This is a genomic window from Nocardia africana NBRC 100379 (assembly GCF_001612635.1).
In the GTDB taxonomy this organism is placed as follows: Bacteria; Actinomycetota; Actinomycetes; order Mycobacteriales; family Mycobacteriaceae; genus Nocardia; species Nocardia africana.
This window is the reverse complement of the sequence record NZ_BDAV01000009.1, coordinates 97625-119769: the sequence shown is the minus strand read 5'-3', so window position 1 is coordinate 119769 and position 22145 is coordinate 97625. Positions and strand designations below refer to the sequence as shown.

The 22145-nt window shown below is 70.0% G+C and carries 21 protein-coding genes; 10 read left to right on the top strand and 11 right to left on the bottom strand.

What is annotated here, in order from left to right; genetic code table 11:
- Nucleotides 1-10 precede the first annotated feature (10 nt).
- The gene (locus NA3_RS15145) at nt 11-715 is read left to right on the top strand and encodes a hypothetical protein (protein WP_227995206.1); all 705 of its coding nucleotides are present in this window, start codon (nt 11-13) and stop codon (nt 713-715) included.
- 15 nt (nt 716-730) lie between these two features.
- Here the strand turns inward: NA3_RS15145 and lnt are convergent, their stop codons facing one another.
- From lnt to NA3_RS15120, 5 genes are all read right to left on the bottom strand, one after another.
- The gene (gene lnt / locus NA3_RS15140) at nt 731-2320 is read right to left on the bottom strand and encodes an apolipoprotein N-acyltransferase (RefSeq protein ID WP_084491612.1); all 1590 of its coding nucleotides are present in this window, start codon (nt 2318-2320) and stop codon (nt 731-733) included.
- A gap of 65 nt (nt 2321-2385) precedes the next feature.
- Nucleotides 2386-3981 carry an amidohydrolase gene (locus NA3_RS15135; RefSeq protein ID WP_062964274.1) on the bottom strand — a complete coding sequence of 532 codons (1596 nt, stop codon included), beginning with the start codon at nt 3979-3981 and terminating at the stop codon, nt 2386-2388.
- A 50-nt stretch (nt 3982-4031) separates the two neighbouring features.
- Nucleotides 4032-4514 (bottom strand): FxsA family protein, encoded by a 483-nt coding sequence (locus NA3_RS15130; RefSeq protein ID WP_062964273.1) that lies wholly within the window; start codon nt 4512-4514, stop codon nt 4032-4034.
- An 85-nt stretch (nt 4515-4599) separates the two neighbouring features.
- The gene (locus tag NA3_RS15125) at nt 4600-5259 is read right to left on the bottom strand and encodes a response regulator (RefSeq protein WP_036501594.1); all 660 of its coding nucleotides are present in this window, start codon (nt 5257-5259) and stop codon (nt 4600-4602) included.
- Nucleotides 5260-5290: 31 nt separating this feature from the next.
- Complete coding sequence (locus tag NA3_RS15120) at nt 5291-6511, bottom strand: sensor histidine kinase (RefSeq protein WP_062964272.1); 1221 nt, start codon at nt 6509-6511, stop codon at nt 5291-5293.
- A gap of 87 nt (nt 6512-6598) precedes the next feature.
- On the opposite strand from NA3_RS15120, the gene NA3_RS15115 reads away from it, so the two are divergent.
- Nucleotides 6599-7360, top strand: coding sequence for a sulfite exporter TauE/SafE family protein (locus NA3_RS15115; RefSeq protein WP_265337743.1), 762 nt, complete (start codon nt 6599-6601; stop codon nt 7358-7360).
- A 7-nt stretch (nt 7361-7367) separates the two neighbouring features.
- On the opposite strand, the gene NA3_RS15110 is transcribed toward NA3_RS15115, so the two are convergent.
- On the bottom strand, nt 7368-8021 hold the full coding sequence (locus tag NA3_RS15110) for a TetR/AcrR family transcriptional regulator (protein ID WP_084491574.1): 654 nt from the start codon (nt 8019-8021) through the stop codon (nt 7368-7370).
- A gap of 206 nt (nt 8022-8227) precedes the next feature.
- Between NA3_RS15110 and NA3_RS15105 the strand changes: the two genes are divergently transcribed.
- Together NA3_RS15105 and NA3_RS15100 are read left to right on the top strand one after the other, a co-directional pair.
- Entirely contained in the window at nt 8228-9751 is a 1524-nt protein-coding gene (locus NA3_RS15105; RefSeq protein ID WP_227995207.1) for a TldD/PmbA family protein, read from the top strand.
- Between the two features lie 50 nt (nt 9752-9801).
- Nucleotides 9802-11187, top strand: a complete 1386-nt coding sequence (locus NA3_RS15100) for a metallopeptidase TldD-related protein (RefSeq protein ID WP_062964590.1) — start codon at nt 9802-9804, stop codon at nt 11185-11187.
- A 10-nt stretch (nt 11188-11197) separates the two neighbouring features.
- Here NA3_RS15100 and NA3_RS15095 read toward each other — a convergent pair whose 3' ends face one another.
- Nucleotides 11198-11704 (bottom strand): PNPOx family protein, encoded by a 507-nt coding sequence (locus NA3_RS15095; protein ID WP_062964270.1) that lies wholly within the window; start codon nt 11702-11704, stop codon nt 11198-11200.
- Nucleotides 11705-11801: 97 nt separating this feature from the next.
- On the opposite strand from NA3_RS15095, the gene NA3_RS15090 reads away from it, so the two are divergent.
- Nucleotides 11802-12470 carry a TetR/AcrR family transcriptional regulator gene (locus NA3_RS15090; protein WP_062964269.1) on the top strand — a complete coding sequence of 223 codons (669 nt, stop codon included), beginning with the start codon at nt 11802-11804 and terminating at the stop codon, nt 12468-12470.
- Nucleotides 12471-12492: 22 nt separating this feature from the next.
- Here NA3_RS15090 and NA3_RS15085 read toward each other — a convergent pair whose 3' ends face one another.
- The gene (locus tag NA3_RS15085) at nt 12493-13377 is read right to left on the bottom strand and encodes a LysR family transcriptional regulator (protein ID WP_062964268.1); all 885 of its coding nucleotides are present in this window, start codon (nt 13375-13377) and stop codon (nt 12493-12495) included.
- Between the two features lie 79 nt (nt 13378-13456).
- On the opposite strand from NA3_RS15085, the gene NA3_RS15080 reads away from it, so the two are divergent.
- The 3 genes from NA3_RS15080 to NA3_RS15070 are packed head-to-tail and all read left to right on the top strand — an operon-like array spanning nt 13457 to nt 16202.
- Nucleotides 13457-14389, top strand: coding sequence for an EamA family transporter (locus tag NA3_RS15080; RefSeq protein WP_062964267.1), 933 nt, complete (start codon nt 13457-13459; stop codon nt 14387-14389).
- On the top strand, nt 14386-15252 hold the full coding sequence (locus tag NA3_RS15075) for an NmrA/HSCARG family protein (protein ID WP_062964266.1): 867 nt from the start codon (nt 14386-14388) through the stop codon (nt 15250-15252). Before NA3_RS15080 ends, NA3_RS15075 begins: the two co-directional genes overlap by 4 nt.
- A complete protein-coding gene (locus tag NA3_RS15070) occupies nt 15249-16202 on the top strand; it encodes an SMP-30/gluconolactonase/LRE family protein (RefSeq protein WP_062964265.1) in 954 nt (317 codons plus the stop codon). Before NA3_RS15075 ends, NA3_RS15070 begins: the two co-directional genes overlap by 4 nt.
- Here the strand turns inward: NA3_RS15070 and NA3_RS15065 are convergent.
- Entirely contained in the window at nt 16186-16449 is a 264-nt protein-coding gene (locus tag NA3_RS15065; RefSeq protein WP_062964264.1) for a helix-turn-helix domain-containing protein, read from the bottom strand. The genes NA3_RS15070 and NA3_RS15065 overlap by 17 nt on opposite strands.
- A gap of 77 nt (nt 16450-16526) precedes the next feature.
- On the opposite strand from NA3_RS15065, the gene map reads away from it, so the two are divergent.
- Nucleotides 16527-17294, top strand: coding sequence for a type I methionyl aminopeptidase (gene map / locus NA3_RS15060; protein WP_062964263.1), 768 nt, complete (start codon nt 16527-16529; stop codon nt 17292-17294).
- Nucleotides 17295-17406: 112 nt separating this feature from the next.
- A complete protein-coding gene (locus NA3_RS15055) occupies nt 17407-17793 on the top strand; it encodes a PPOX class F420-dependent oxidoreductase (RefSeq protein ID WP_062964262.1) in 387 nt (128 codons plus the stop codon).
- A 30-nt stretch (nt 17794-17823) separates the two neighbouring features.
- On the opposite strand, the gene NA3_RS15050 is transcribed toward NA3_RS15055, so the two are convergent.
- Together NA3_RS15050 and cobN are read right to left on the bottom strand one after the other, a co-directional pair.
- On the bottom strand, nt 17824-18213 hold the full coding sequence (locus NA3_RS15050) for a PPOX class F420-dependent oxidoreductase (protein WP_062964261.1): 390 nt from the start codon (nt 18211-18213) through the stop codon (nt 17824-17826).
- Between the two features lie 87 nt (nt 18214-18300).
- A complete protein-coding gene (gene cobN / locus NA3_RS15045) occupies nt 18301-21924 on the bottom strand; it encodes a cobaltochelatase subunit CobN (RefSeq protein ID WP_062964260.1) in 3624 nt (1207 codons plus the stop codon).
- Nucleotides 21925-22145: the final 221 nt, after the last annotated feature.

The following is a 22145-nucleotide window of genomic DNA, read 5'->3' as shown; positions in this document are numbered from 1 at the left end:
GGATGCAGCGATGACGAGCAGTACGACCGTAACCGGCGAAACCACGGAGGAAGGCGGGACACCGGCCGCGGAGCCCGACAAGCCGACCGGCACCGACGAGGCCACCGGCGCCCGCAAGCCCGCAGACACCGACAGTTCCGCCGAGAAGCGTTCGGCCCGACGAGGTTTCGCCGTACGCCACGGCAGGCGTTGGCGGGACTCCTCGATCTCGGTCAAGACCATGGCGGTTGCCACGCTGTCTCTGGCCGCGATGGCCACCATCGGTGCGCTCGGTTGGCAGGTGCACGACAAGGCCGGCGCGCTCGACCGGCTGAACCGTCAGGCCGCGGACTCCGCCCACGCGGAATCGGTGGCGTCGGACTACGCCACCGGTGCCGCCGCGATGGACTTCCACGACCTCGCGGCCTGGCGCGCCAGATTGACCAGGGGCACCACGCCCGAACTGTCGAATCGGCTGACACAAGCGTCGAATTCGATGGAGCAGATCATCACGCCACTGCAGTGGACCTCGACCGCGAAACCCCTTGCGGCCAAGGTGCGCTCGGAGTCCGACGGTCGTTATACGGTCAGCTGCTTCGTCAATGTGTTGACGAAGAATCGGCAGGCCCCGGATGGGATCGACTCCACCGCGACATACCAGATCACCCTCGACTCCACCCACGACTGGGTCATCACCGATATCTCCGGCATCGACGGTGCCCTGGGTACGAAGTAACGACCGGAGCGGCCGTCAGTCGAATGCCGGGTCGCCGGTGACGTCCTCATCGGCACGACGGGTCGAGCGCATCGTTCGCCACCGAGTAGCCGCGACCAGGGCGGCGGCCGCAGCAAGAATGCACAATATCCGTTCCGGAAGGGGTCCCATCGCCGTCGCGGGTGTCGTTTCGCTGCGCAACGGCACCGTCGCCTCGAGTGCGGCGGGCACGAATTTTCCGGTCTGCTGCCGCACGACACCGTCGGCGGTGACGATGGCGCTGACGCCGGTGGTCGCGGCGACCACCAGCGCCCGGCCGTGTTCGACGGCCCGCACCCGTGACATGGCCAGCTGCTGATAGGTCATATCGCTGTCGCCGAAGGTGGCGTTGTTCGTCGGGACCGTGAGCACTTGCGCACCGGCGCGCAGGGAATCCTCGAAGGCTCGGTCGAAGGCGACCTCGTAGCAGGTCGCCACGCCGATCGCGACCATCGGACCACCGCCGGCCGGGCGCGCGTGCACGACACCGTCGCCGTGGCCGGGCACGAAGTAGCCGGCGCGGTCGGCGTAGCTGGAGAAGTGACGGAAGAAGCCGCGATAGGGCAGGTATTCGCCGAACGGCTGGATGATCTTCTTGTCGTGACGCTCCCCCGGCCCGTCGGCGTCCCACACGATCACCGAATTGGTGGTCGTGCGGTCGTCGTTGACCAGGACGGCGCCCACCAGAATCGGGGCGTGAATGTCACGGGCGGCGGCGGTGATCTCGTCGTAGGCGTCGGTATTGCGCAGCGGGTCGATATCGGAGGAATTCTCCGGCCAGATCACCACATCCGGCTGGGCGGCGGTCCCGGCGGCGACCGCACGGGCCAGCTCCTCGGTGCGCCGAATGTGATTGTCCAGCACGGCCCGGCGCTGGGCGTTGAAGTCCAGGCCCAGCCGCGGCACGCTGCCCTGGATAGCGGCGACCGTGATCGACCGGTCTCCGTCGTCCGGGGCGGGCAGCGCGGTCCGGAGGATCACTCCGGTAATCGGGATGATAGCCACAACCGTTGCGAGAGTGATAATTACGACCGCACGCCGTTCGGTTGCCCGCGGACGCAATCGAAGCAGAAGCGCGGCCAGGACCGTTCCGCTCAGAGCGACCGCGAAACTCACCACGGGTGCGCCACCGAGCCAGGCGAGCGGCAGATACCAGCCGTCGGCCTGCCCGAAAGCCAGACGGCCCCACGGAAATCCGCCGAACGGGAAGCTGGAGCGTCCCCATTCGGTGAGAGTCCACATCAGCGCGACCCACACCGGCCAGCCCACCAGCGGGCACACCAGCCGCGACAGCAGCCCGAACAGGCCGACATAGACCGCGCACGCGGCCGAGAGCGCCAGCCACGGCACCGGGCCGACGTAGATACCGGTCCACGGCAACAACGGCAGGAAGAACGCGAGCCCGGCCAGCAGTCCGTAACCGAAGCCGCCACGCAATCTCGTCGCATCCCGCACCGTCAGGGTCAGGATCGCGATCCCGATCGGCGCCAGATACCAGCAGGTACGCGGCGGAAAGCTCGCGAACAACAACAGCCCGGCGACGACAGCGGCCCCGATCCTCCCCCATACCCGCCATGTCACGCCCAGCACCGCGCCAGCCTACTGGGATACCGCGCGCCGGCCCGTGCCGGGCTCCCGGTCGCGCACATTCCTCAGGCCGCGTAGATGGTGACTCCGTCGCGGACCGTGCGCAGGCAACGCGGCAGTTCGGCGCCCTCGTCCAAGGACGGCAGGCCGGGGACGCGGGAGCGCGGATCGGTAGACCAGCGTTGCACCGTGTCCGAGGCGGCGGCGACCACCAATTCCGTTGTGTCCCATATCGCATAGTTCGCGGGTGCGCCGGGCACCAGCGTGCCGGCTATTCCGTCGCGCACGCCGCCGGCTCGCCAGGCGCCGCGGGTGGCGGCGGCGAAGGCGGCGCGCGGGGAGATGTGGTGTCCCGGGGTGCGGTGGTTGGCGGCCGCGCGGACGGCTTCCCACGGGTTCAGCGCCGTCACCGGGGCATCGGAGCCGATCGCCAGGGAGATTCCGGCGGCGGCCATCGCCGCGAACGGGTTGGTGGCGGCGGCGCGTCCGGCGCCCAGCCGAGTCGCGTACATCCCCTCGGCGCCACCCCAGGCGGCGTCGAATCCCGGTTGCACACTGGCGATCACGCCGAATTCGGCCAGTTTCGCGATCTGCCCGGCATCGAGCAGTTCGGCGTGTTCGAGGCGGTGACCGCGGGTGGCCACCGCCGGTGCGCCGAGGTCGGCGGCGACCCGGGCGAAGCCCTCGACCACCGCATCGACGGCGGCGTCGCCGATCGCGTGGAATCCGGCCTGGATCCCCGCTTCGGTACAGGCCCGGACATGGGCGGCGATCGCCGCGGCGCCGAGGTAGGAGACACCGGTGGTGTCGCGGTCGGCATAGGGTTCGCGCAGCCAGGCGGTGTGGGAGCCGAACGAGCCGTCGACGAACAGGTCCCCGGCCAGCCCGTGGACCCCGAGTTCGCCGAGCAGCGCTCGCGCCTCCTCGGCCGAGGTGACGGCCTCACCCCAGTACGCCCGCACGTGCACGCCGTGCTCGAATTCCAGCAACTCGCGCACATCGGTACGTCCGGCGATCTGCGGGCCCGCGCATTCGTGGACGGCGACCACACCGTGCGCGGCCGCGTAATCGAGTGCGGTCGCCCGTGCCCGGTCGCGTTGAGCGCGGTCGAGACCGTCGAGTGCGGCCGCGCGGACGAGATGATGCGCGTCGGCGCGAAGCGGTGCGCCGGCGGTGTATCCGGCGGCCGCGCGAATGCCGTGCACAGCGTCGAGCAGCGCGGTCGAGGCGACGGCGGAATGGGCGTCGATGCGGGCCAGATAGGCCGGCCGGCCGGGCCCGGCCGCGGCGTCGAGCTCGTCGACGGTGGGCGGGCGGCCCTCGGGCCAGCGGGTCTCGTCCCAGCCGTCGCCGATGATCGTTCCGGCATGGGTGGCGGCGTACTCGCGCACCAGATCCAGGCACTGCGCCAGCGAATTCGCCTGGGACAGGTCCAGACCCGTCAATTGCAGGCCGAGCGAAGTGACGTGCACGTGCGGATCGACGAAGGCGGGGGCGACGAAAGCGCCGTCCAGATCGATGATTTCGGCGTCGGGGTGCAGGGCGCGGCCGGGGCGTTCGGCGCCCAGCCAGACCACGGTGCCGTCGGTGACCGCCATCGCGGTCGCATCGGGGGAACTGGAACTGTAGATTCGGCCGCCGACCAGCAACTGGGTACTCACGGGTGACCAGTGTGCCGCACGGCCGGCGGCGTGGGATCAGTGCGGGTCGGTCAGCGGGGGTCGATCATGCGCCGCCCGGTGCCCTGACCGTCGTCGTAGTACTGCTCGACGACCACCCCGTCGACGACCTCACCGGAGGGTTCCACCACCACGCCCCGGTAGCCGGTGGCCATGGTCAGCCGATCGATGCGGCGCAGCGCAGCGGCCGACACCAGCGGTCGCAGCAGTGCGCGGGTGGGCAGGAGCAACAGCAGCCCGAACACCGAGGTGACCAGGCCGGGAACGAACATCAGCAGCGCGCCCACCCCGACGAGCGCGCCGTCGGCGACGGCGGTGCCCGGGGCGATCTCGCCGCGGCGGGCACGGCGGAACTGCTGGAAGACCCGGCGGCCCTGGGAACGCACCAGGATCAGCCCGAGCGCGGATCCGGCGATGAGCAGCAGAATGGTCGGCACGGCACCGATGAGGTGGCCGACCACGACCAGCGCCGCGATCTCGACGACGAGATAGAGGGCGAACAACAGGGCGGGCATCGGCGATCCTTTCCACGATCTACCCTGCCCAACGCGCGGCGATCCCGATTTTCTCCCGATTCGGGCATATCGCCGGTCACCGGGCTCAGGTACCCGGCGTGACCAGCCCGGTCTCATAGGCCAGCACGACCGCCTGCACCCGGTCGCGCAGTCCCAGTTTGGTCAGCACCCGGCCGACGTGAGTCTTCACCGTGGCCTCCGACAGGTACAGCTCGGCGGCGATCTCGGCGTTGGAGCGCCCGGCGGCGATCTGTTCGAGCACCTCGCGTTCGCGCGCGGTGAGCACGTCGAGCACCGACGGGTCGCGCACGCGGGCGGGGTCGGCGGCGATCAGCCGGTTCAGCAGCCGTTTGGTCACCTTCGGGGAGACCACGGCGTCACCGGCCGCGACGCTGCGGATGGCGGAGATCAGATCCTCGGGCGGGGTGTCCTTGAGCAGGAAACCGCTGGCGCCGGCACGCAGGGCGCCGAGCGCGTGTTCGTCGAGGTCGAAGGTGGTCATCACCAGAACCCGGCTGCCGCATCCGGATTCGAGGATCTGGGCGGTCGCGGCCACACCGTCGACCACCGGCATCCGCACGTCCATCAGCACCACGTCGGGAGCGAGCTCACCGGCCAGGCGCACGGCGGTCGCGCCGTTGTCGGCCTCGGCGACGACGTCGACGTCCGGGTGCGCGCCCAGCACCATCTTGAGTCCGGCACGCATGAGTTCCTGGTCGTCGACGACGAGTACGGTGATCGGCACCGCACCAATCTAACCGGGACTCCTCGCCCGGTCAGTCGGGTAGTTCGCGCTGCAGGGGAATGGTGGCGCAGACGCGCCAGCCGCCCTCGGGGCGTCGTCCCACCTCGAGGGTGCCGCCGAGTACCGCGATCCGCTCCCGCATCCCGACCAGTCCCAGCCCGCTGCCGGCGATGCCGTTGCGCGGTGCGGTGTCGTCCACGGTGGGCGCGTTCGCCGCCACGGTGGACCCGCTCGCGGACGGTCCGGCATCGCCGCGGTCGAGCACTTCGACCAGCACATCCGCGTCGCGCCGGCGCACCCGCACCCAGGCCTGCGGATCGGGCCCGGCGTGGCGGAAGGTGTTGGTCAGCGATTCCTGCACGATGCGATGCATGCCGAGACTCACCTCGGGGGCGACATCGTCGAGTTCGCCGGTGAGTTCCAGTTCCACGGCCAGCCCGGCGTTGCGCATCATCTCCACCACCTTCGCCAGCCCCGCGGTGCCGTGTTGCGGCAGCTGTTCCGGGGCGTGTTCGGTGCGCAGCAGTTCCACCGTGCGGCGCAGTTCACGCAGGGCGTCGCGGCCGGTGGCGGCGATGGTGGCCAGCGCCTGTTCGGCGATCTCGGGATCGCGGCGCAGCGCGTACTTCGCCCCGTCGGCCTGCACGATGATGACGCTGACCGCGTGGGCGACCACGTCGTGGAGTTCCCGGGCGATGCGGGTGCGTTCGGCCGAGACGGCGTCGTGGGCGCTGCGCTCGCGGTCGTAGTCGGCGACGGCGAGCCGCGCCGCGACCTCGGCGTCGTAGGCGTGGCGGGCGCCGAGGAATTCCGCGAGGGTCCAGCACAGCGCGTAGAACATGATCAGGAAGCCGATGACGATCGGCACCGACTGGTCGACCACGGCCAGTGAGAACGCCCCGTCCACCGCGAGGCCGACCAGATACAGCAATCCCTCCCGCCGGCCCACATACGCGACGAGGGTGTAGAGCGCGACGCCGACCGCCAGCAGCGCCGGTGGCTGCAGATCCTCGTGCAGCACAACGCTCACCGCGCTGGTCGTGATCGACAACACCAGCAGCGCAACCGCACTGGCCCGTGGATAGCTGCGCCGCCAGATCACCGGCACCGGGACGAGCAGCCCGAGGATCAGGTAGACGATCGTGTGATCCTTGCCGCCGAGCGTGAGCAGATCGAGCAGCACCAGCGCGGCCGCGAGAATGGAATCGGCGACCATGGGTTTGCCACGAAGCCACAGACTGAATCGGCGCACCCGCTCAGCCTAGGTGCCCGCCACCACGGCGCCGCGCGCCACGATTTGCCGCACGTCGTCAACTCTGATTGGGTCGCCGCCGTGGGTATGGCCGAGTGGGCGGTGCTGCTGCCCGCGGCCACGGCCGCAGGATGGGTGGACGCGGTGGTGGGCGGTGGTGGTTTGATCATCCTGCCGACCCTGCTGCTGGTGGCGCCGACGCTGCCCCCGCAGACCGCCCTGGGCACGAACAAGATCGCCGCCTTCGCCGGAACCAGCGCCGCCGCGCTGACTTTCGCGCGCCGGGTGCCGATGCGATGGCCGCTCATGCTCTCGGGCGCGGTGATCGCGGCGTGCGCTGCGGCCGCCGGTTCGGCCGCGGTGGCGCTGATCGACCGGCGCTATTTCATCCCGATCGTGATGGCGGTGCTGATCGGTGTCGCGATCGTGGTGGCGACGCGGCCCTCGATCGGGGTGACGATGGCGACCCACCCGCCGACGCGGCGCCGCACGATCCTGGTGGTGGGCCTGTCGGCCGGGCTGATCGGCGGCTACGACGGGCTGGTCGGCCCCGGCACCGGCACCTTCCTGATCATCTCCTTCGCCACCCTGCTGGGTACCGAGTTCGTGCGCGCCGCGGCCATGGCGAAGGTGGTCAACTGCGGTTCCAATCTCGGCGCGCTGATCCTGCTCGCCGCGACCGGGCACATCATCTGGTCGGTGGGCCTAGGCATGGCGGTGGCGAATATCGCGGGGTCGGTGGTGGGTTCGCGGATGGCGCTCGCGCGCGGCGCCGGGTTCGTGCGCGCGGTGCTGCTGATCGTGGTGACCGCGATGGTGGTGCGCCTGGGCTGGCAGCAGTTCGGCTGAGCGGCGCTCAGCAGTGCGCCTCCGCGGTCAGATGCCGACCGGCCGAAAGCCACGGCGCCAGCACCCGCGACGTGGTCTCGCGGATGGTGCGATGCAGCCGTTCCCCGTCCTCGATGGCGTGGCGGCCGGAGAACAGCACGGTCAGCGCGCCCGACACCGCTCCGACGACGGCGCCGACCAGCGCCGCGGCGCCGACCTCGTCCAATTCGTCGGGGAACGCGTCGCGCAGCCGCCGCGCGATCTCCTGCTGGGCGACCAGCTGGGCGTGCGCGGCCCGGCCGCTCACCGCGGGAACCGTGCGCGAGACCTGGGCGCGCAGCACCGCGATCCGGGCCGCCAGATCGTCGCCGAGGTGGTCACCGGGATTGTCTCCGGCGGCGCGCAGTGCGCGCAGCAGCACCTCCACGGGCCGTTCGTCGGCACGGCGGCTCGCGATCGCGGCCACCGCCGCGCTCACGCGTTCGTCGGGTTCGGGGAACAGCAGCTCCTCTTTGCTTTCGAAGTAGTTGAAGAACGTTCTGGTACCCACCTCGGCGGTCGCGGCGATATCGGCGACGGTGGTCGCCTCGTAGCCGCGGGATTCGAACAGGTCGGCGGCAGCCTCGAGGAGGGCGCGGCGGGTGCGTTCCCGCTTGCGGTCACGGAGTGCGGATGGCGGCACGCGGGCAGACAGTACGCCATCGGTGCCGCAACCTGCGGCAGGCTGCGCGTTTCGCGCGCGTTTCAGTCGGTGCCACACCGCATGTCGTGCATGTTTGCATCGTCTGCAAATATGCACGGCGTGTCGCGTTGGGTCGCAGCCTGTTTCGCCGCACCCGTCGGTGAATCTGTTGGCCCGGTCGGCGCTCAGCAATTAGCGTAGGCCGGGTGAGCATCGCATCTGCGACCGTGGACGAACAGTTCCGCGCGCTGCCGCTGGCCGCCCTGACCGACGCGGCGCTGACGGCGGCGCGCGCGGCCGGCGCCGAACACGCCGATCTGCGGGTGCATCGGCTGGTGACGCAATCGATCCGGTTGCGCGACGGCCGGGTCGAGTCCATCGACAACGCCGTCGACCTGGGCTTCGCGGTGCGCGTGATCGTCGACGGCACCTGGGGTTTCGCCTCGCATTGCGAGCTGACACCCGCGACCGCCGTGGCGGTGGCCCAGCGCGCGGTCACGGTCGCGGCCACTGTGCGGGCGCTCAACCGCGAGCGCGTCGCGCTCGCCGACGAACCGGTCTACCGCGACGCGACCTGGGTCTCGCCCTACGAGGTGGACCCGTTCACCGTGCCGACGCCGGAGAAGGTCGCACTGCTGCAGGACTATTCGCAGCGCCTGTCCGCGGCCGCGGGCATCGATCACGTGACGGCATCAGTGCTGCAGGTCAAGGAACAGACCTACTACGCCGACACCGTGGGGTCCATGATCACGCAGCAGCGGGTGCGGCTGCATCCGCAACTCGAGGCGATCACCGTCGACGCCGCCACGGGCGGTTTCGAGACCATGCGGACCCTCGCCGCCCCGGCCGGGCGCGGCTGGGAGTACGTCACCGGCGCCGACGGGGTCTGGGACTGGGACGAGGAATTGGCCCGGATACCGCAATGGCTGGCCGAGAAGGTCGCCGCGCCCTCGGTGACGCCGGGTCCCACCGACCTGGTGATCGATCCGACCAATCTGTGGCTGACCATTCACGAATCCATCGGTCACGCCACCGAATACGATCGCGCGATCGGCTACGAATCGGCCTATGCCGGAACCTCCTTCGCCACCCCCGACAAGCTCGGGACGCTGCGCTACGGCACCCCGATCATGCACGTCACCGGCGACCGGACCCAGGAGCACGGCCTCGCGACGGTCGGCTACGACGACGAGGGCGTGGCCGGGCAGCGCTGGGATCTGGTGCGCGACGGCATCCTCGTCGGCTATCAGCTCGACCGCGTCTTCGCGCCTCGCCTCGGGGTGCCTCGATCCAACGGCTGCTCCTATGCCGATTCCGCCCACCACGTGCCGATCCAGCGCATGGCCAACGTCTCGCTACAGCCCGACCCGCAGACCGACACCAGCACGGCGGAGCTGATCTCACGCGTCGAGGACGGCATCTACATCGTCGGCGACCGGTCGTGGTCGATCGACATGCAGCGCTACAACTTCCAGTTCACGGGGCAGCGCTTCTTCCGGATCCGCAACGGGGAGTTGGCCGGACAGCTGCGCGACGTCGCCTACCAGGCCACCACCACCGACTTCTGGGGTGCGATGGAAGCCGTGGGCGGGCCGTCGACCTGGGTACTGGGCGGGGCGTTCAACTGCGGCAAGGCCCAGCCCGGCCAGGTCGCGGCGGTGTCGCACGGGTGCCCGTCGGTGCTGGTGCGCGGGGTGAACATCCTCAACACCCGCGAGGAGCTGGGATGAACGGCCACGGTTCGGAATTCGCAGACAACACGGGAGGCCGGTCGGTGACGATGATGCACGGCGCGGAGGTCGTGGAGCGGGCGCTGGCCGTCGCACGCGCGGACGAGACGATCGTCATCGTCACCGACGCGTCGGAGGCCTCGTTGCGCTGGGCCGGCAATTCCATGACCACCAACGGATCGTCGGTGTCACGATCCTGGGCGGTGGTGTCGATCCTGCGCGAGGGCCCGCGCTCGGCACGGGTGGGCAGTATCGGTTCCACGAGTGTGGATCCCGCCGAGATCGAGGCCGTGGTGCGCAGTGCCGAAGAGGCCGCTCGCACGGCCGAGCCCGCCGCGGACGCGATGCCGCTGCTGGACCCTGAATCCGCAGGCGCGCAACCGGATTCGGAGTGGTCGGGCCCGGTGCGCGAAACCGGTATCGAGGTGTTCACCGGACTCGCCGGTGAGCTCGCGGTCGGGTTCGCCGGCACCGACCGGCTCTACGGTTTCGCCCATCATCAGCTGCACACCACCTGGCTGGGCACCTCGACCGGCATCCGCCGCCGCTGGTCCGAGCCCACCGGATCCATCGAGATCAACGGCAAACGCGGCGACGACGATCCCGCGAGCGCCTGGGTGGGCGCACCGACCGCCGATTTCACCGATATCGGTGTCACCGCATTGCTGGCCGAGCTGAGCCGGCGCCTGGACTGGTGTGCCCGCCGGGTCGAGCTGCCGGCGGGCCGCTACCCCACCCTGCTGCCGCCCTCGGCGGTCGCCGACCTGCTGATTCCGATGCTGTGGTCGATGGACGGACGCGGCGCCCACGAGGGGCACACCGCATTCGCCCGGGCCGGCGGCACCCGCGTCGGCGAGCGGCTCACCGAGCTGCCGCTGACGTTGTACTCGGATCCCGCTGCCGAGGGTGTGGAGTACCGGCCGTTCGTCGCCACCGCCGCCTCGTCGGAGACGTCGTCGGTCTTCGACAACGGCCTGTCGGCCGGTCGCGTCGACTGGCTGCGCGAGGGCGTGATCGAGTCGCTGATCTATCCGCGCGCGGTGGCCGCGCAGTACGACGCTCCCGTCACGGTGGCCGGGGAGAATCTGCTGCTGAGCGGCGGGACGGATCGCACGCTCGAGCAGATGATCGCCACCACCGAGCGCGGTCTGTTGCTGACCTGTCTGTGGTACATCCGCGAGGTCGATCCGGCCACGCTGTTGCAGACCGGCCTGACCCGCGACGGGGTGTATCTGGTGGAGGACGGCGCGGTCACCGCCGCGGTCAACAACTTCCGCTTCAACGAGAGTCCGCTGGATCTGCTGCGCCGCGCCACCGAGGTCGGCGCCACCGAGATCACGCTGCCGCGAGAATGGAAGGATTGGTTCACCCGCACGGCCATGCCGCCGATGCGGATTCCCGACTTCCACATGTCCTCGGTCAGCCAGGCCACCTGAGGCCGGGCACTCAGCGCATCGATCGCGGTCGCAGCCGCACCACCACCGTGCCGCGGCCGAGGGCGGCGCGCAGCTGTTCCCGGTCGACGTTGCCGTCCGCGTCGAGGCTGATGCCGGCGAAGCGGCCGTGCGTCGGGTTCTGGGTGAGGATGATGCGGTAGGGCTCGGCGATCTCGTTTTCGCCGGAGATCACCTCCCAGTCCGCGAGCCGCTCCCGGCCGCGCCAGGTGATCCGCACCGGTTCGCCCGGCCGCAGATTGCGCCGCCAGCCCGCCGCAGTGCCGACCAGCAATGCGCCGTCGGACTCGGCGTAGCCGACCGGATTCGCGTAGACGCGGCCGGTTGTGCGCCCGACCACGGTGACGATCATCAATTTCGCGCTGAGCAGGCGATGCAGGGGCGACCGCAACAGGGCGCGCATGACGGCGTCGACCGCGGCCTGCATGCGCAAGCGGCCGCGGCCCGCCGACTCGCCCGCCGCGGTACCGGTGGAGGGAGGTGTGCTGGGAGTGGACATGTCGACAGCTCCGATCAGTATTTTCGAGTGCCTACTCAGAAAATACGACGGGATGCGGCATACTGCAAGGGCACGACCGACCGAAAGGGAAGACGCGGTGCCCCGCCAGCACATCGACAACACCGAACCGCCCGCACGCACCCGAGGGCGGCCGCGCAGCGGGGTACGAGAGGCCGTGATCGCGGCCGCCCAGGAGGTCCTCACGAGTTCGGGGGTCGCGCGGCTCACCACCAAGGAGGTCGCCACCCGCGCCGGGGTCGCCGAGTCGAGCATCTTCTACCACTTCGGCGACCGCACCGGCCTGCTCCAGGCGGTGATCCAGCATCATCTGCGGCCGCTGAAGGATATGCTCGCCGATCCGCCCGCTTCCGCCGACGAGACCGAATCATCCGACCTGCGAAGCGATCTCGTGCGCCTGGTGACCGTGCTGGAAGACTTCTTCCGCGCCGCACTCCCCGTCCTCGCGGCGATCGAATCCGACGCCGAACTGCGCGCGGTCTATTCCGAACGCAGCCGCGACTTCGATCTGGGCCCGCATCGCGCCCTCGACGCGGTGATCGGACACCTCTCGGCCCGTCATCACATCGTCGCCGAACCCCGCACCGCGGCCCTGCTGGTCGTGGGCGCGGCCTACCAGCGGGCGCTCCAGTCGCGGATGAGCCCACCCGAGGCGCGGGCCGCACTCCCTTCCCCCCAGGCGATCGCCGACGCGACCCTTCCCCTGTTCCATGCCGAGAACACCCCGGTTGTGTCTCGAAAGCAGTGACGACACCGGTCCGCCGCCCTCGTCACGGGCCGTCTTCCGGGGTGACGCCGAGGATGCCGAGGAAAGCGACGGCGGCCGGCGTTCCGGTCGTGCGACTCCAGATGACGTACTCCACTCGCGCCGGAGCATCGGAGACGGCGACGACGGCGACTCCGGTGAGCTGAGGTGCGTAGGCGGCAGGGAGCATGGCGACGGCGAGCCCCGGTCTGACCAGGCGGGCGATGTAGTCGGCGGTGGTCACCTCGAAGGCGACTTCGCGATCGAGTCCCGCCGCAGCGAATGCCTGGTCGGTTTGGATCCGCCCGGCCGTTCCGGCGGGAAGGTCGACGAATACCTCGGCGGACAGTCTGCGTAGGTCGACCGCGGGTTCCGCGGCGAGTGGATGGTCCGGCGCGACCACGGCGACCAGCCGGTCGCGCGCCAGCTCCCGGACTGCGACCCCCTGCGGGGTCGCGGTGGTCGGCAAGCCGAGGAAGGCGATGTCGAGCCCGCCGTCGCGCACCTGTTGGGCCAGATCGTCGCTGGCGCCGACGCGCAAACTGATCCGCACGTGCGGGTATCGCCGCCGAAACTCACGCAACGCCTCCGGGACGTCGACCGCGGCCACGGTCGGGATCAAGCCCACGGCCAAGCGGCCGCGTATCTCACCGACGGCCGCGGCGACCTCGGCGGCCGCACGGTCGGCCGCCTCCAGACAGTGCCGCGCGGCGGGCAGGAATGCCGCGCCCGCCGGCGTCAAACGCACGCGCCGGCTGGTGCGCTCGAAGAGCTTCGCACCGAGTTCCCTTTCCAGGCGCGCGATCTGGTGACTGAGTGCGGACTGGACGACCAGACACCGCTCGGCCGCGCGCGTGAAGCTGTTCGTCTCGGCGACCGCGAGGACGTAGCGCATCTGCTGAAGCTCCATGGATCAATCATGATTCTCGATTGATCCGGTGACAAACATGTGTTGGACTCATGGATCGTGGGCGAGTGAGATATTCGATATGAAAAGTCCAGGCGCACTGAGGGTTTCCGTCGGCGATACCGCCCGCGGGAATCTGTCTCGCACCGCGCTCACCGCGTTCGCCCCCGCGGTCTGGGGCACGACCTACATCGTCACCACCGAACTGCTGCCGCCCGGGCACCCCCTGTTCGCGGCGCTACTGCGGGCTTTGCCGGCCGGGCTGATCGTGCTGACCGTCACCCGAACGATGCCGCACGGGCGATGGTGGTGGAAGGCCCCGATTCTCGGTGTGCTGAATATCGGAATACTGAACGCGCTGCTGTTCATCGCGGCCGAGCGGCTACCGGGCGGCGTGGCGGCGACGCTGACGGCGACGCAACCGTTGATCGTCGCTCTTCTGGCGGTGGCCGTCCTGCACGAGCGGGCTTCGAGCCGGCGTCTGGCCTGGGGTGTGATCGGTGTGGCGGGCGTCGGCCTGGTGGTGATCGGGCCGTCCGCGGCTCTCGACGCGGTCGGCGTTGCGGCGGGTCTGGCGGGTGCGGGATCGATGGCGCTCGGGCTCACCCTCACCAAGCGCTGGGGACGTCCCGACGGCGTCGGCCCGGTCACCTTCGCCGGCTGGCAGCTGACGGCGGGCGGCACGTTCCTGTTGCCACTCACCCTTCTCGTCGAGGGTCGTCCGCCGGCCATCGATTCGACGGCGGCCTTCGGTTACCTGTGGCTCGGGCTGGCCGGCGGTCTGATCGCCTATGTTCTGTGGTTCCGCGGCATCACCGCACTGCCCGTCGCTTCCACCGCGGTGCTCGTACTGCTCTCGCCGCTGGTCGCTGCCGTTCTCGGCGCTGTAGTTCTGGGCCAGACGCTCGGACCGATTCAACTCGCGGGGTTCGCACTCTCGCTCGCCTCCATCGTCGCGGGACAACTTCCGCCGCCCACTCGACCCGCACCCGTCCTGGAAGGAGCCCGGCGATGACGACGAGTCCGAACCGAAAGACGGTGCTGGTCACGGGCGCGACCGGCGGCCAGGGCGGCGCGGTCGCCCGCAGTCTGCTCGCCCGCGGTTACGCGGTGCGCGCTCTGGTCCGCGATCCGAGGAAGCCGCGCGCGGCAACGCTGACAGCGCTCGGCGCGGATGTCGTCGTCGGCGATCTCGACGACCCCCACTCGGTGCGCGCGGCAGCGCGTGGCGTATCCGGGATCTTCAGCGTCCAGCCCGCCGATCCGACCGATCCGCGGCCGGAAACCGAAGTGCGACAGGGCAAGAACGTCGCCGACGCGGCCGCAGCCGAGGGCATCGATCATCTGATCTACAGCTCCGTCGCCGCCCGCCGCGGTTCCGGGGTGGCGCATTTCGAGACCAAGGCGGATATCGAGGCCTACATCGATGCCCTCGGTGTGCCCGCGACGGTATTGCGGCCGGTGTTCTTCATGGAGAATTGGCGGTATCTGCTTCCGGCGGCCGTCGGCGGCGAGCGGATCGGCGCACTGGCATTGGGTGCGGAGACCCCCCTCCAGATGATCGCGCTGACCGATATCGGCCGGATCGCCGCTCACGTGTTCGACCATCGGGCCGAATATCTCGGCCGTAAGCTCGACATCGCCGGTGACGAGTTGACCGTGCGCCGGATCGCCGAGGTGTTCACCGCCGCCGACGGCATCCCCACCCGGTTCGAGCGACCACCGCTCGACCGACTGCGTGCGGAGTCCGCCGAGCTGGCGGCGATGTTCGGTTGGCTCGATACGCACGGCTATCGAGTCGACATCCCCGCGCTTCGCGGACGCTTCCCGCAGCTGTTGCGCCTGGAGACCTGGTTGCGGGAGGAACACGAAAGATGAAGTCTCTCTACGCAATTCCGGCGGTCCTGTTGTGGTTCGGCATCGCCGTACCGGCACCGGCCCAGGCGGAGCCGGGGCTGTTTCCCTCCACGATCGAGCTGCCCGCCGGATTCCGGCCGGAAGGTATCGAGATCGGGTCGCTTCCCGTCGCCTACATCGGCTCGGCCGCGGACGGATCCATCTATCGAGCCGACCTGATCACCGGGCACGGCGGAATTCTGACGCCCGGCCCGGGCACGCCATCGCTCGGTCTCCGGCTCGACGATCGCGGTCGGCTGTTCGTCGCCGGCGGCACCGGCGGCGATATCCGGGTCGTGGATGTGGGCACGGGTGCGGTGCTCGCGAGCTACCGGGTCGGTACCGCGCCGGGCACCTTCGTCAACGATGTGGTGTTCACGCTGGCGGGCGCGTGGTTCACCGACTCCCGCACACCCGTGCTGTATCACCTGCCCCTCGGTCCCGACGGCGCGCTGCCGCCACCCGAGGCGGTGGCCCGGCTGCCGTTGACCGGCGATATCACGTATGTGCCCGATGCGATCAACGCGAACGGAATCGTGCCGACGCCCGACGGCGCGGGATTGATCATCGTGGTGTCGGCGACCGGACAGCTGTTCCGCGTCGACCCGGCGACCGGTGTGACGCGACGCATCGATCTCGGGGGCGACGCGGTGCCCGCCGGGGACGGCCTGCTTCTGCACGACACCACCCTGCTCGTGGTGCAGAACCGGCTCGACGCCGTCGCGGTGATCGCCCTCGATCCCACCGGTACGACCGGCCGGGTCGAGCGGCGAATCACCGACCCCCGCTTCGACGTCCCGACAACGGTCGCCCGCTTCGGCGACCGCCTGTATCTGCCGAACGCCCGCTACGACACGCCCCCGACGCCGACCACGCCCTACACCGCGGTAGCGGTCGACGGCGCGTGGGACGCCGTCAGGCCGAGGCGCTGAGGCGTGCGGACTGCCACACCTCGGCCAGCTCCTGCAAGGGGATTCCGAGCGCCCCGGAGAGTCCGACGACGGTGCCGAAGGCCGGGCTGGGCAGCCTCCCCGATTCGATCTTGCGCAGCGTTTCCGGTGAGATGCCGGCCGCCCGGGCGATCTCCGCGGGGTCCCGATCGCCTCGGGCCGTACGCAGATGCGCACCCAGGCGGCGACCGGCCTCCACCTGGGCCGGGGTCAGCGGAAGTCGAACCATGCCCCCAGCATAGAACTGGTATTCAAATACCGCTACGGTTAGAGTCGGTATATAAATACCGATACCAGGGAGGTTTCGTGGTCGAACTGAAGACAGCCGCCGAGATCGAGCGGATGGGCGTGGCCGGGCGCTTCGTCGCCCAGGTGCTCGCGGAGCTGCGGGAGCGGGCCGAGGTCGGGGTCAATCTGCTCGATCTGGAAAAGCATGTGCGAGAGCGCATCCGGGAACGAGGAGCGGTGTCGTGCTACTGGGACTACGCGCCCTCGTTCGGGCGCGGCCCGTTCCGCAACACCGTCTGCCTGTCGGTCAACGATGCGGTTCTGCACGGCCTGCCCTACGACTACCGCTTGCGTGACGGTGATGTGCTGACCATGGATCTGGCGGTGTCGGTCGACGGCTGGGTCGCCGACGCCGCGGTGAGCACCATCGTCGGCACCGCCGATCCCGAGGACGCCCGGCTGGTCGCCGCGACCGAGGAGGCCCTGGCCGCCGCCGTCGAGGCCGCCCGGCCCGGTGGGCGGCTCGGCGACATCTCCGCGGCCATCGCGGCGGTCGCGCGCCGGCACGGCTACCCCGTCAACACCGAATTCGGCGGCCACGGGCTCGGCCGCACCATGCACGAGGATCCGCACGTCCCCAACGCCGGGCGCGCCGGGCGCGGCATGCGGCTCGTGCCCGGCCTGACTCTCGCGATCGAGCCCTGGTTCGCCCGCACCACCGACCGCATCATCACCGATCCGGACGGATGGACGATCCGCTCCGCCGACGGCTCGCGCACCGCGCATTCCGAACACACGGTCGCGATCACCGACGACGGCCCCAGAATCCTCACGCACACGGCATGATTCACCATCGGTCCTCGACCGATTAGGCAGTGTCGTTCGGAGCCTGATCGGAAGCCCTCCGTGGTGACGCTCCGCTGCCGCCTCCGGGCTCGACCGATTAGGCTCGGCGGTCGTGGACAATCCTTTCGGGCCCGCGGGTACCGCGAACTACGTTCTGCTCACCACCTACAAGAAGGACGGCACGCCGGTCGCGACCCCGGTGTGGGCGGCGCTCGACGAGGCCAAGTTGTACGTCTGGACCGAGACCGCGGCCTGGAAGGTCAAGCGGGTGCGGCGCAATCCGGAGGTCACCCTGCAGCCGTGCAGCGTGTCCGGTAAGCCGCACGGGGAGATCGTGCGCGGCACCGCCCACGTGCTCGACGAGCAGGGCAGCGACCGGACCCGGCAGCTGATCAAGCGCAAGTACTCGCTCCTGGGCTGGCTGATCGTCACCGGCAGCGTGTTGCGGCGCGGCCGCAAGGGCACGATCGGCATCGAAATCACCGCTGCCCCAGCCTGATCCGACCCGGTCCCGCTCGATCGGCGGCGGTTACTCCCCCGCCGGTTCGGCGGTGATCGCCAGCCCGACCGAGCGATCCTTGCCGAAGATCAACTTGTGGCCGCGGATCAGCACGGTGCCGATCACGCCGTATTTGCGGGCGATGAGATCGCGGACCCGTTCGGTGCCGTCGGCATCGAGGATGCGCGCGGTCCCGGCGCTCACCGGCGATCCGGACGTGCGGCCGCGGGCGTCGCAGGCCTGCACCGTCACCGCGGCATTGCGGCGCAGCCGCTTCACCTTCCAGGTCTTCGGATTGGTCCAGACCACCAGCCGGTCGCCGTCGGGAGCCACCCAGACCGGGGCCCCGACCGGCGTGCCGTCCTTCTTGTAGGTGGTGAGCAGGACGTACTTCTGCTGTGCGAGATCATTCCAGGTCATATCCCCACGGTAGGGCCGAATCCGCGCCCGGCACATCCGCCGCGCGGCGCACGGGCCGGTCCGCCCGCCGACGTAGCGGGCGCGGCCCTATTCCAGTTCGCCCTCGGTTTCGAGGTAGATCTGCCGCAACCGGTCCAGCGTTTCCGGCTGCGGAGACTCCCACAGTCTGCGTTCGGCCGCCTCGAGCAGGCGTTCGGCGATGCCGTGCAGGGCCCAGGGATTCGACTCGGTCATGAACTTGCGGTTCACCTCGTCGAAAACATAGCTCTCCGAGAGCTTTTCGTACATCCAGTCGGCGACCACGTTGGTGGTGGCGTCGTAGCCGAACAGGTAGTCGACCGTCGCGGCCATCTCGAACGCACCCTTGTAGCCGTGCCGGCGCATCGCCTCGAGCCAGCGCGGATTGACCACGCGGGAGCGGAACACCCGGGTCGTCTCCTCGGAGAGAGTGCGGGTGCGCACCGCGTCGGGACGCGTCGAATCACCGATGTAGGCCTCGGGATTCTTGCCGGTCAGCGCGCGGACGGCGGCGACCATACCCCCGTGGTACTGGAAGTAGTCGTCGGAATCGGCGATGTCGTGCTCGCGGGTATCGGTGTTCTTGGCCGCGACCGCGATGCGCCGATAGGCGGCGCGCATATCGTCGGCGGCCGGCGCGCCGTCCAAGTCCCGGCCGTAGGCGTAACCGCCCCAAGTGGTGTACACCTGGGCCAAGTCGTCGTCGGTGCGCCAGCTCTTGGAGTCGATGAGCTGCAGCAGGCCGGCGCCGTAGGTGCCGGGTTTGGAGCCGAAGATCCGGGTGGTGGCTCGGCGCCGGTCCCCGTGCTCGGCCAGGTCCGAATCGGTGTGCGCGCGAACGTAATTCGACTCCGCCGGTTCGTCCAGTTCGGCGACCAGCCGGACCGCGTCGTCGAGCAGCGCCAGCACGTGCGGGAACGCGTCGCGGAAGAATCCGGAGATCCGGACGGTGACGTCGATGCGCGGGCGGCCGAGTTCGGCCGGTCCGATCACCTCCAGGCGGGTCACGCGGCGGCTCGCCTCGTCCCACACCGGCCGCACACCCAGCAGCGCGAACACCTCGGCGATATCGTCACCGGCGGTCCGCATGGCCGAGGTGCCCCACACCGACAGCCCGACCGAGCGCGGGTAGTCGCCGTGGTCGGCGCGGTAGCGCTCCAGCAGCGAATCCGCCATCGCCTGCCCGGTTTCCCACGCCAGCCGCGAGGGCACCGCCTTCGGGTCCACGGAATAGAAATTCCGCCCGGTCGGCAGCACGTTGATCAGACCGCGCAGCGGCGAACCGCTGGGTCCGGCCGGGATGAAGCCACCGTCGAGGGCGTGCAGGATCCGGTCGATCTCGACGGCGGTCTGCCGCAGCCGGGGCACGACTTCGGTGGCGGCGAAGCGCAAGACGGCGGCGAGGGTGTCGGGGGCATCGGGTTCGTAGCGAGCCACCAGCTCCGCCACCGCGTCCGGTGACCACTCCGCCGCCTGCAGTGCGGTCAGCAGTGTGCGGGCGCGCTGCTCGACGACGTCGACGCGCTCGCGCGATTCCTCTCCGGATTCGTCGAGCCCCAGCGCCTCGCGCAGCCCCGGCACCGCGACTTCCCCACCCCACAGCTGGCGAGCGCGCAGCATGGCCAGCACCAGATCCAGTTCACCCTCCCCGGCCGGGGCCTGGCCCAGGATGTGCAGGCCGTCGCGGATCTGCACATCCTTGATCTCGCACAGCCAGCCGTCGACGTGCAGCAGCATGTCGTCGAAGGTGTCCTCGTCCGGGCGCTCCTCGAGCCCCAGGTCGTGGTCCATCTTCGCGGCCCGCATCAGGGTCCAGATCTGCTGGCGGATCGCGGGCAGTTTGGCCGGATCCAGCGCCGAGATGTTGGCGTGTTCGTCGAGCAGTTGTTCCAGGCGCGCGATATCGCCGTAGGTCTCCGCGCGCGCCATCGGCGGAATGAGGTGGTCGACCAGCGTGGCGTGAGCGCGGCGCTTGGCCTGGGTGCCCTCGCCGGGGTCGTTGACCAGGAACGGATAGATCAGCGGCAGATCGCCGAGGGCGGCATCGGTGCCGCAAGCCGCCGACATGCCCAGCGTCTTGCCCGGCAGCCATTCCAGATTGCCGTGTTTGCCCAGATGCACCATCGCGTCGGCGCCGAACCCGCCCTCCTCGGACGCCGCGGACAACCACCGGTACACCGCCAGATAGTGGTGGCTCGGCGGCAGATCCGGATCGTGGTAGATCGCGACCGGATTCTCACCGAAGCCGCGCGGCGGCTGCACCAGGAGCACGACATTGCCGAAACGCAGTGCGGCGATGACGATTTCGCCGTCGGGGTCGGCGGAGCGGTCGACGAACAATTCGCCCGGCGGCGGCCCCCACGCCGCCACGACCGCGGTGCGCAGTTCCTCGGGCAGCGTGGCGAACCACGCCGAGTACTGCCGGGCGCCGATGCGAATCGGGTTGCCCTCCAGCTGTTCCGCGCTGAGCCAGTCCGGATCCTGGCCACCGGCGGCGATCAATGCGTGGATGAGCGCATCGCCGTCGCGCTCCTCGAGCCCCGGAACCTCGCCCGGCGCGCCGAGATCGTAACCGGCCGTGCGCATCTCGGTCAGCAGCCGGATCGCACTGGCGGGGGTGTCCAGCCCGACGGCATTGCCGATGCGGGCGTGCTTGGTCGGATACGCCGAGAGCATCAGCGCGATGCGGCGCTGCGCCACGGGCAGATGCCGCAACCGCGCGTGACGCACCGCGATGCCCGCGACCCGCGCCGCCCGCTCCGGGTCGGGCACATAGGTCGACAGGCCGTCGGCGTCGAACTCCTTGAACGAGAACGGCACCGTGATGATCCGCCCGTCGAATTCCGGCACCGCGACCTGAGTGGCGACGTCCAGCGGCGAGAGACCGTCGTCGTTGTCCGCCCACTGGTCCCGGCCGCTGGTCAGGCACAGGCCCTGCAGGATCGGCACATCCAGATCGGCGAGCGCGCCGATATCCCAGGCCTCGTCGTCACCACCGGCGGCGGCGGTCGCGGGTTTGGTGCCGCCCGCGGCCAGCACGGTCACCACCAGCGCGTCCGCGCGGCGCAGCGTGTCGAGCAGATCCGCTTCGGCGTTGCGCAGCGACGCGCAGTACAGCGGCAGCGGGCGCGCCCCGGCCTGTTCCAGCGCCCGGCACAGCGCCTCGACGTAGGCGGTATTCCCGGCCAGATGCTGGGCGCGGTAGTACAACACGGCCACCGTCGGCGCGTGCACGAGCCGGGAATCGTTGCCGGACAACGCCTCCGGAGTGCGGTCGAGTTCGCCCCAGGACGGGAGCTGGACCGGCGGCTCGAATCCGTGACCGGTCAGCAGCACGGTGTCGGACAGGAAGTTGTGCAGCTGCCGCAGATTGGCGGGCCCACCCGCGGCGAGATAGTTGTGCGCGTCCGCGGCCACGCCACCCGGGACCGTCGAGCACTCCATCAGTTCGGCATCGGGCGCCATCTCGCCGCCCAGAGCCACCAGCGGGATCCCCCCGGCGCGCAGCGCGTCCAGGCCTTCCTCCCAGGCGCGGCGACCGCCCAGGAGGCGCACCACGACCAGATCGGCGCCCTCGAGCAGGCCCGGCAGATCCTCGACCAGCAGCCGGGCCGGGTTGGCGAGCCGATAGTCGGCGCCGCTCGCGCGCGCGGACAGCAGATCGGTGTCGGACGTGGACAGCAGCAGGATCACGGTTCTCCTCGGGTGACGCGCCCATGATGGATACGGCCGCCCGCCCGGAGGGTCTGACTGTCACAGTGGCGCGACCGCACCGGAATTGCACCGGTTTTCCTCGTATCGGCGAGCCTCCGGATGCTATCGCACTGCTGTGACCGGTATTTCCCGATCCGACTCCGCGGCGTACGCTGTGAATATGCCGAACACACCGGGATGGAGCAGGCGGAACCGCTTTG

Coding starts and splice junctions, on each gene's coding strand:
- NA3_RS15070 (WP_062964265.1), top strand. CDS start 15,249: ATGAAGTCTCTCTACGCAATTCCGGCGGTCCTGTTGTGGTTCGGCATC.
- NA3_RS15085 (WP_062964268.1), bottom strand. CDS start 13,377: ATGGAGCTTCAGCAGATGCGCTACGTCCTCGCGGTCGCCGAGACGAAC.
- NA3_RS15130 (WP_062964273.1), bottom strand. CDS start 4,514: ATGCCCGCCCTGTTGTTCGCCCTCTATCTCGTCGTCGAGATCGCGGCG.
- NA3_RS15065 (WP_062964264.1), bottom strand. CDS start 16,449: ATGGTTCGACTTCCGCTGACCCCGGCCCAGGTGGAGGCCGGTCGCCGC.
- NA3_RS15115 (WP_265337743.1), top strand. CDS start 6,599: ATGGCCGAGTGGGCGGTGCTGCTGCCCGCGGCCACGGCCGCAGGATGG.
- NA3_RS15050 (WP_062964261.1), bottom strand. CDS start 18,213: ATGACCTGGAATGATCTCGCACAGCAGAAGTACGTCCTGCTCACCACC.
- NA3_RS15080 (WP_062964267.1), top strand. CDS start 13,457: ATGAAAAGTCCAGGCGCACTGAGGGTTTCCGTCGGCGATACCGCCCGC.
- NA3_RS15095 (WP_062964270.1), bottom strand. CDS start 11,704: ATGTCCACTCCCAGCACACCTCCCTCCACCGGTACCGCGGCGGGCGAG.
- NA3_RS15075 (WP_062964266.1), top strand. CDS start 14,386: ATGACGACGAGTCCGAACCGAAAGACGGTGCTGGTCACGGGCGCGACC.
- NA3_RS15100 (WP_062964590.1), top strand. CDS start 9,802: ATGATGCACGGCGCGGAGGTCGTGGAGCGGGCGCTGGCCGTCGCACGC.
- NA3_RS15145 (WP_227995206.1), top strand. CDS start 11: ATGACGAGCAGTACGACCGTAACCGGCGAAACCACGGAGGAAGGCGGG.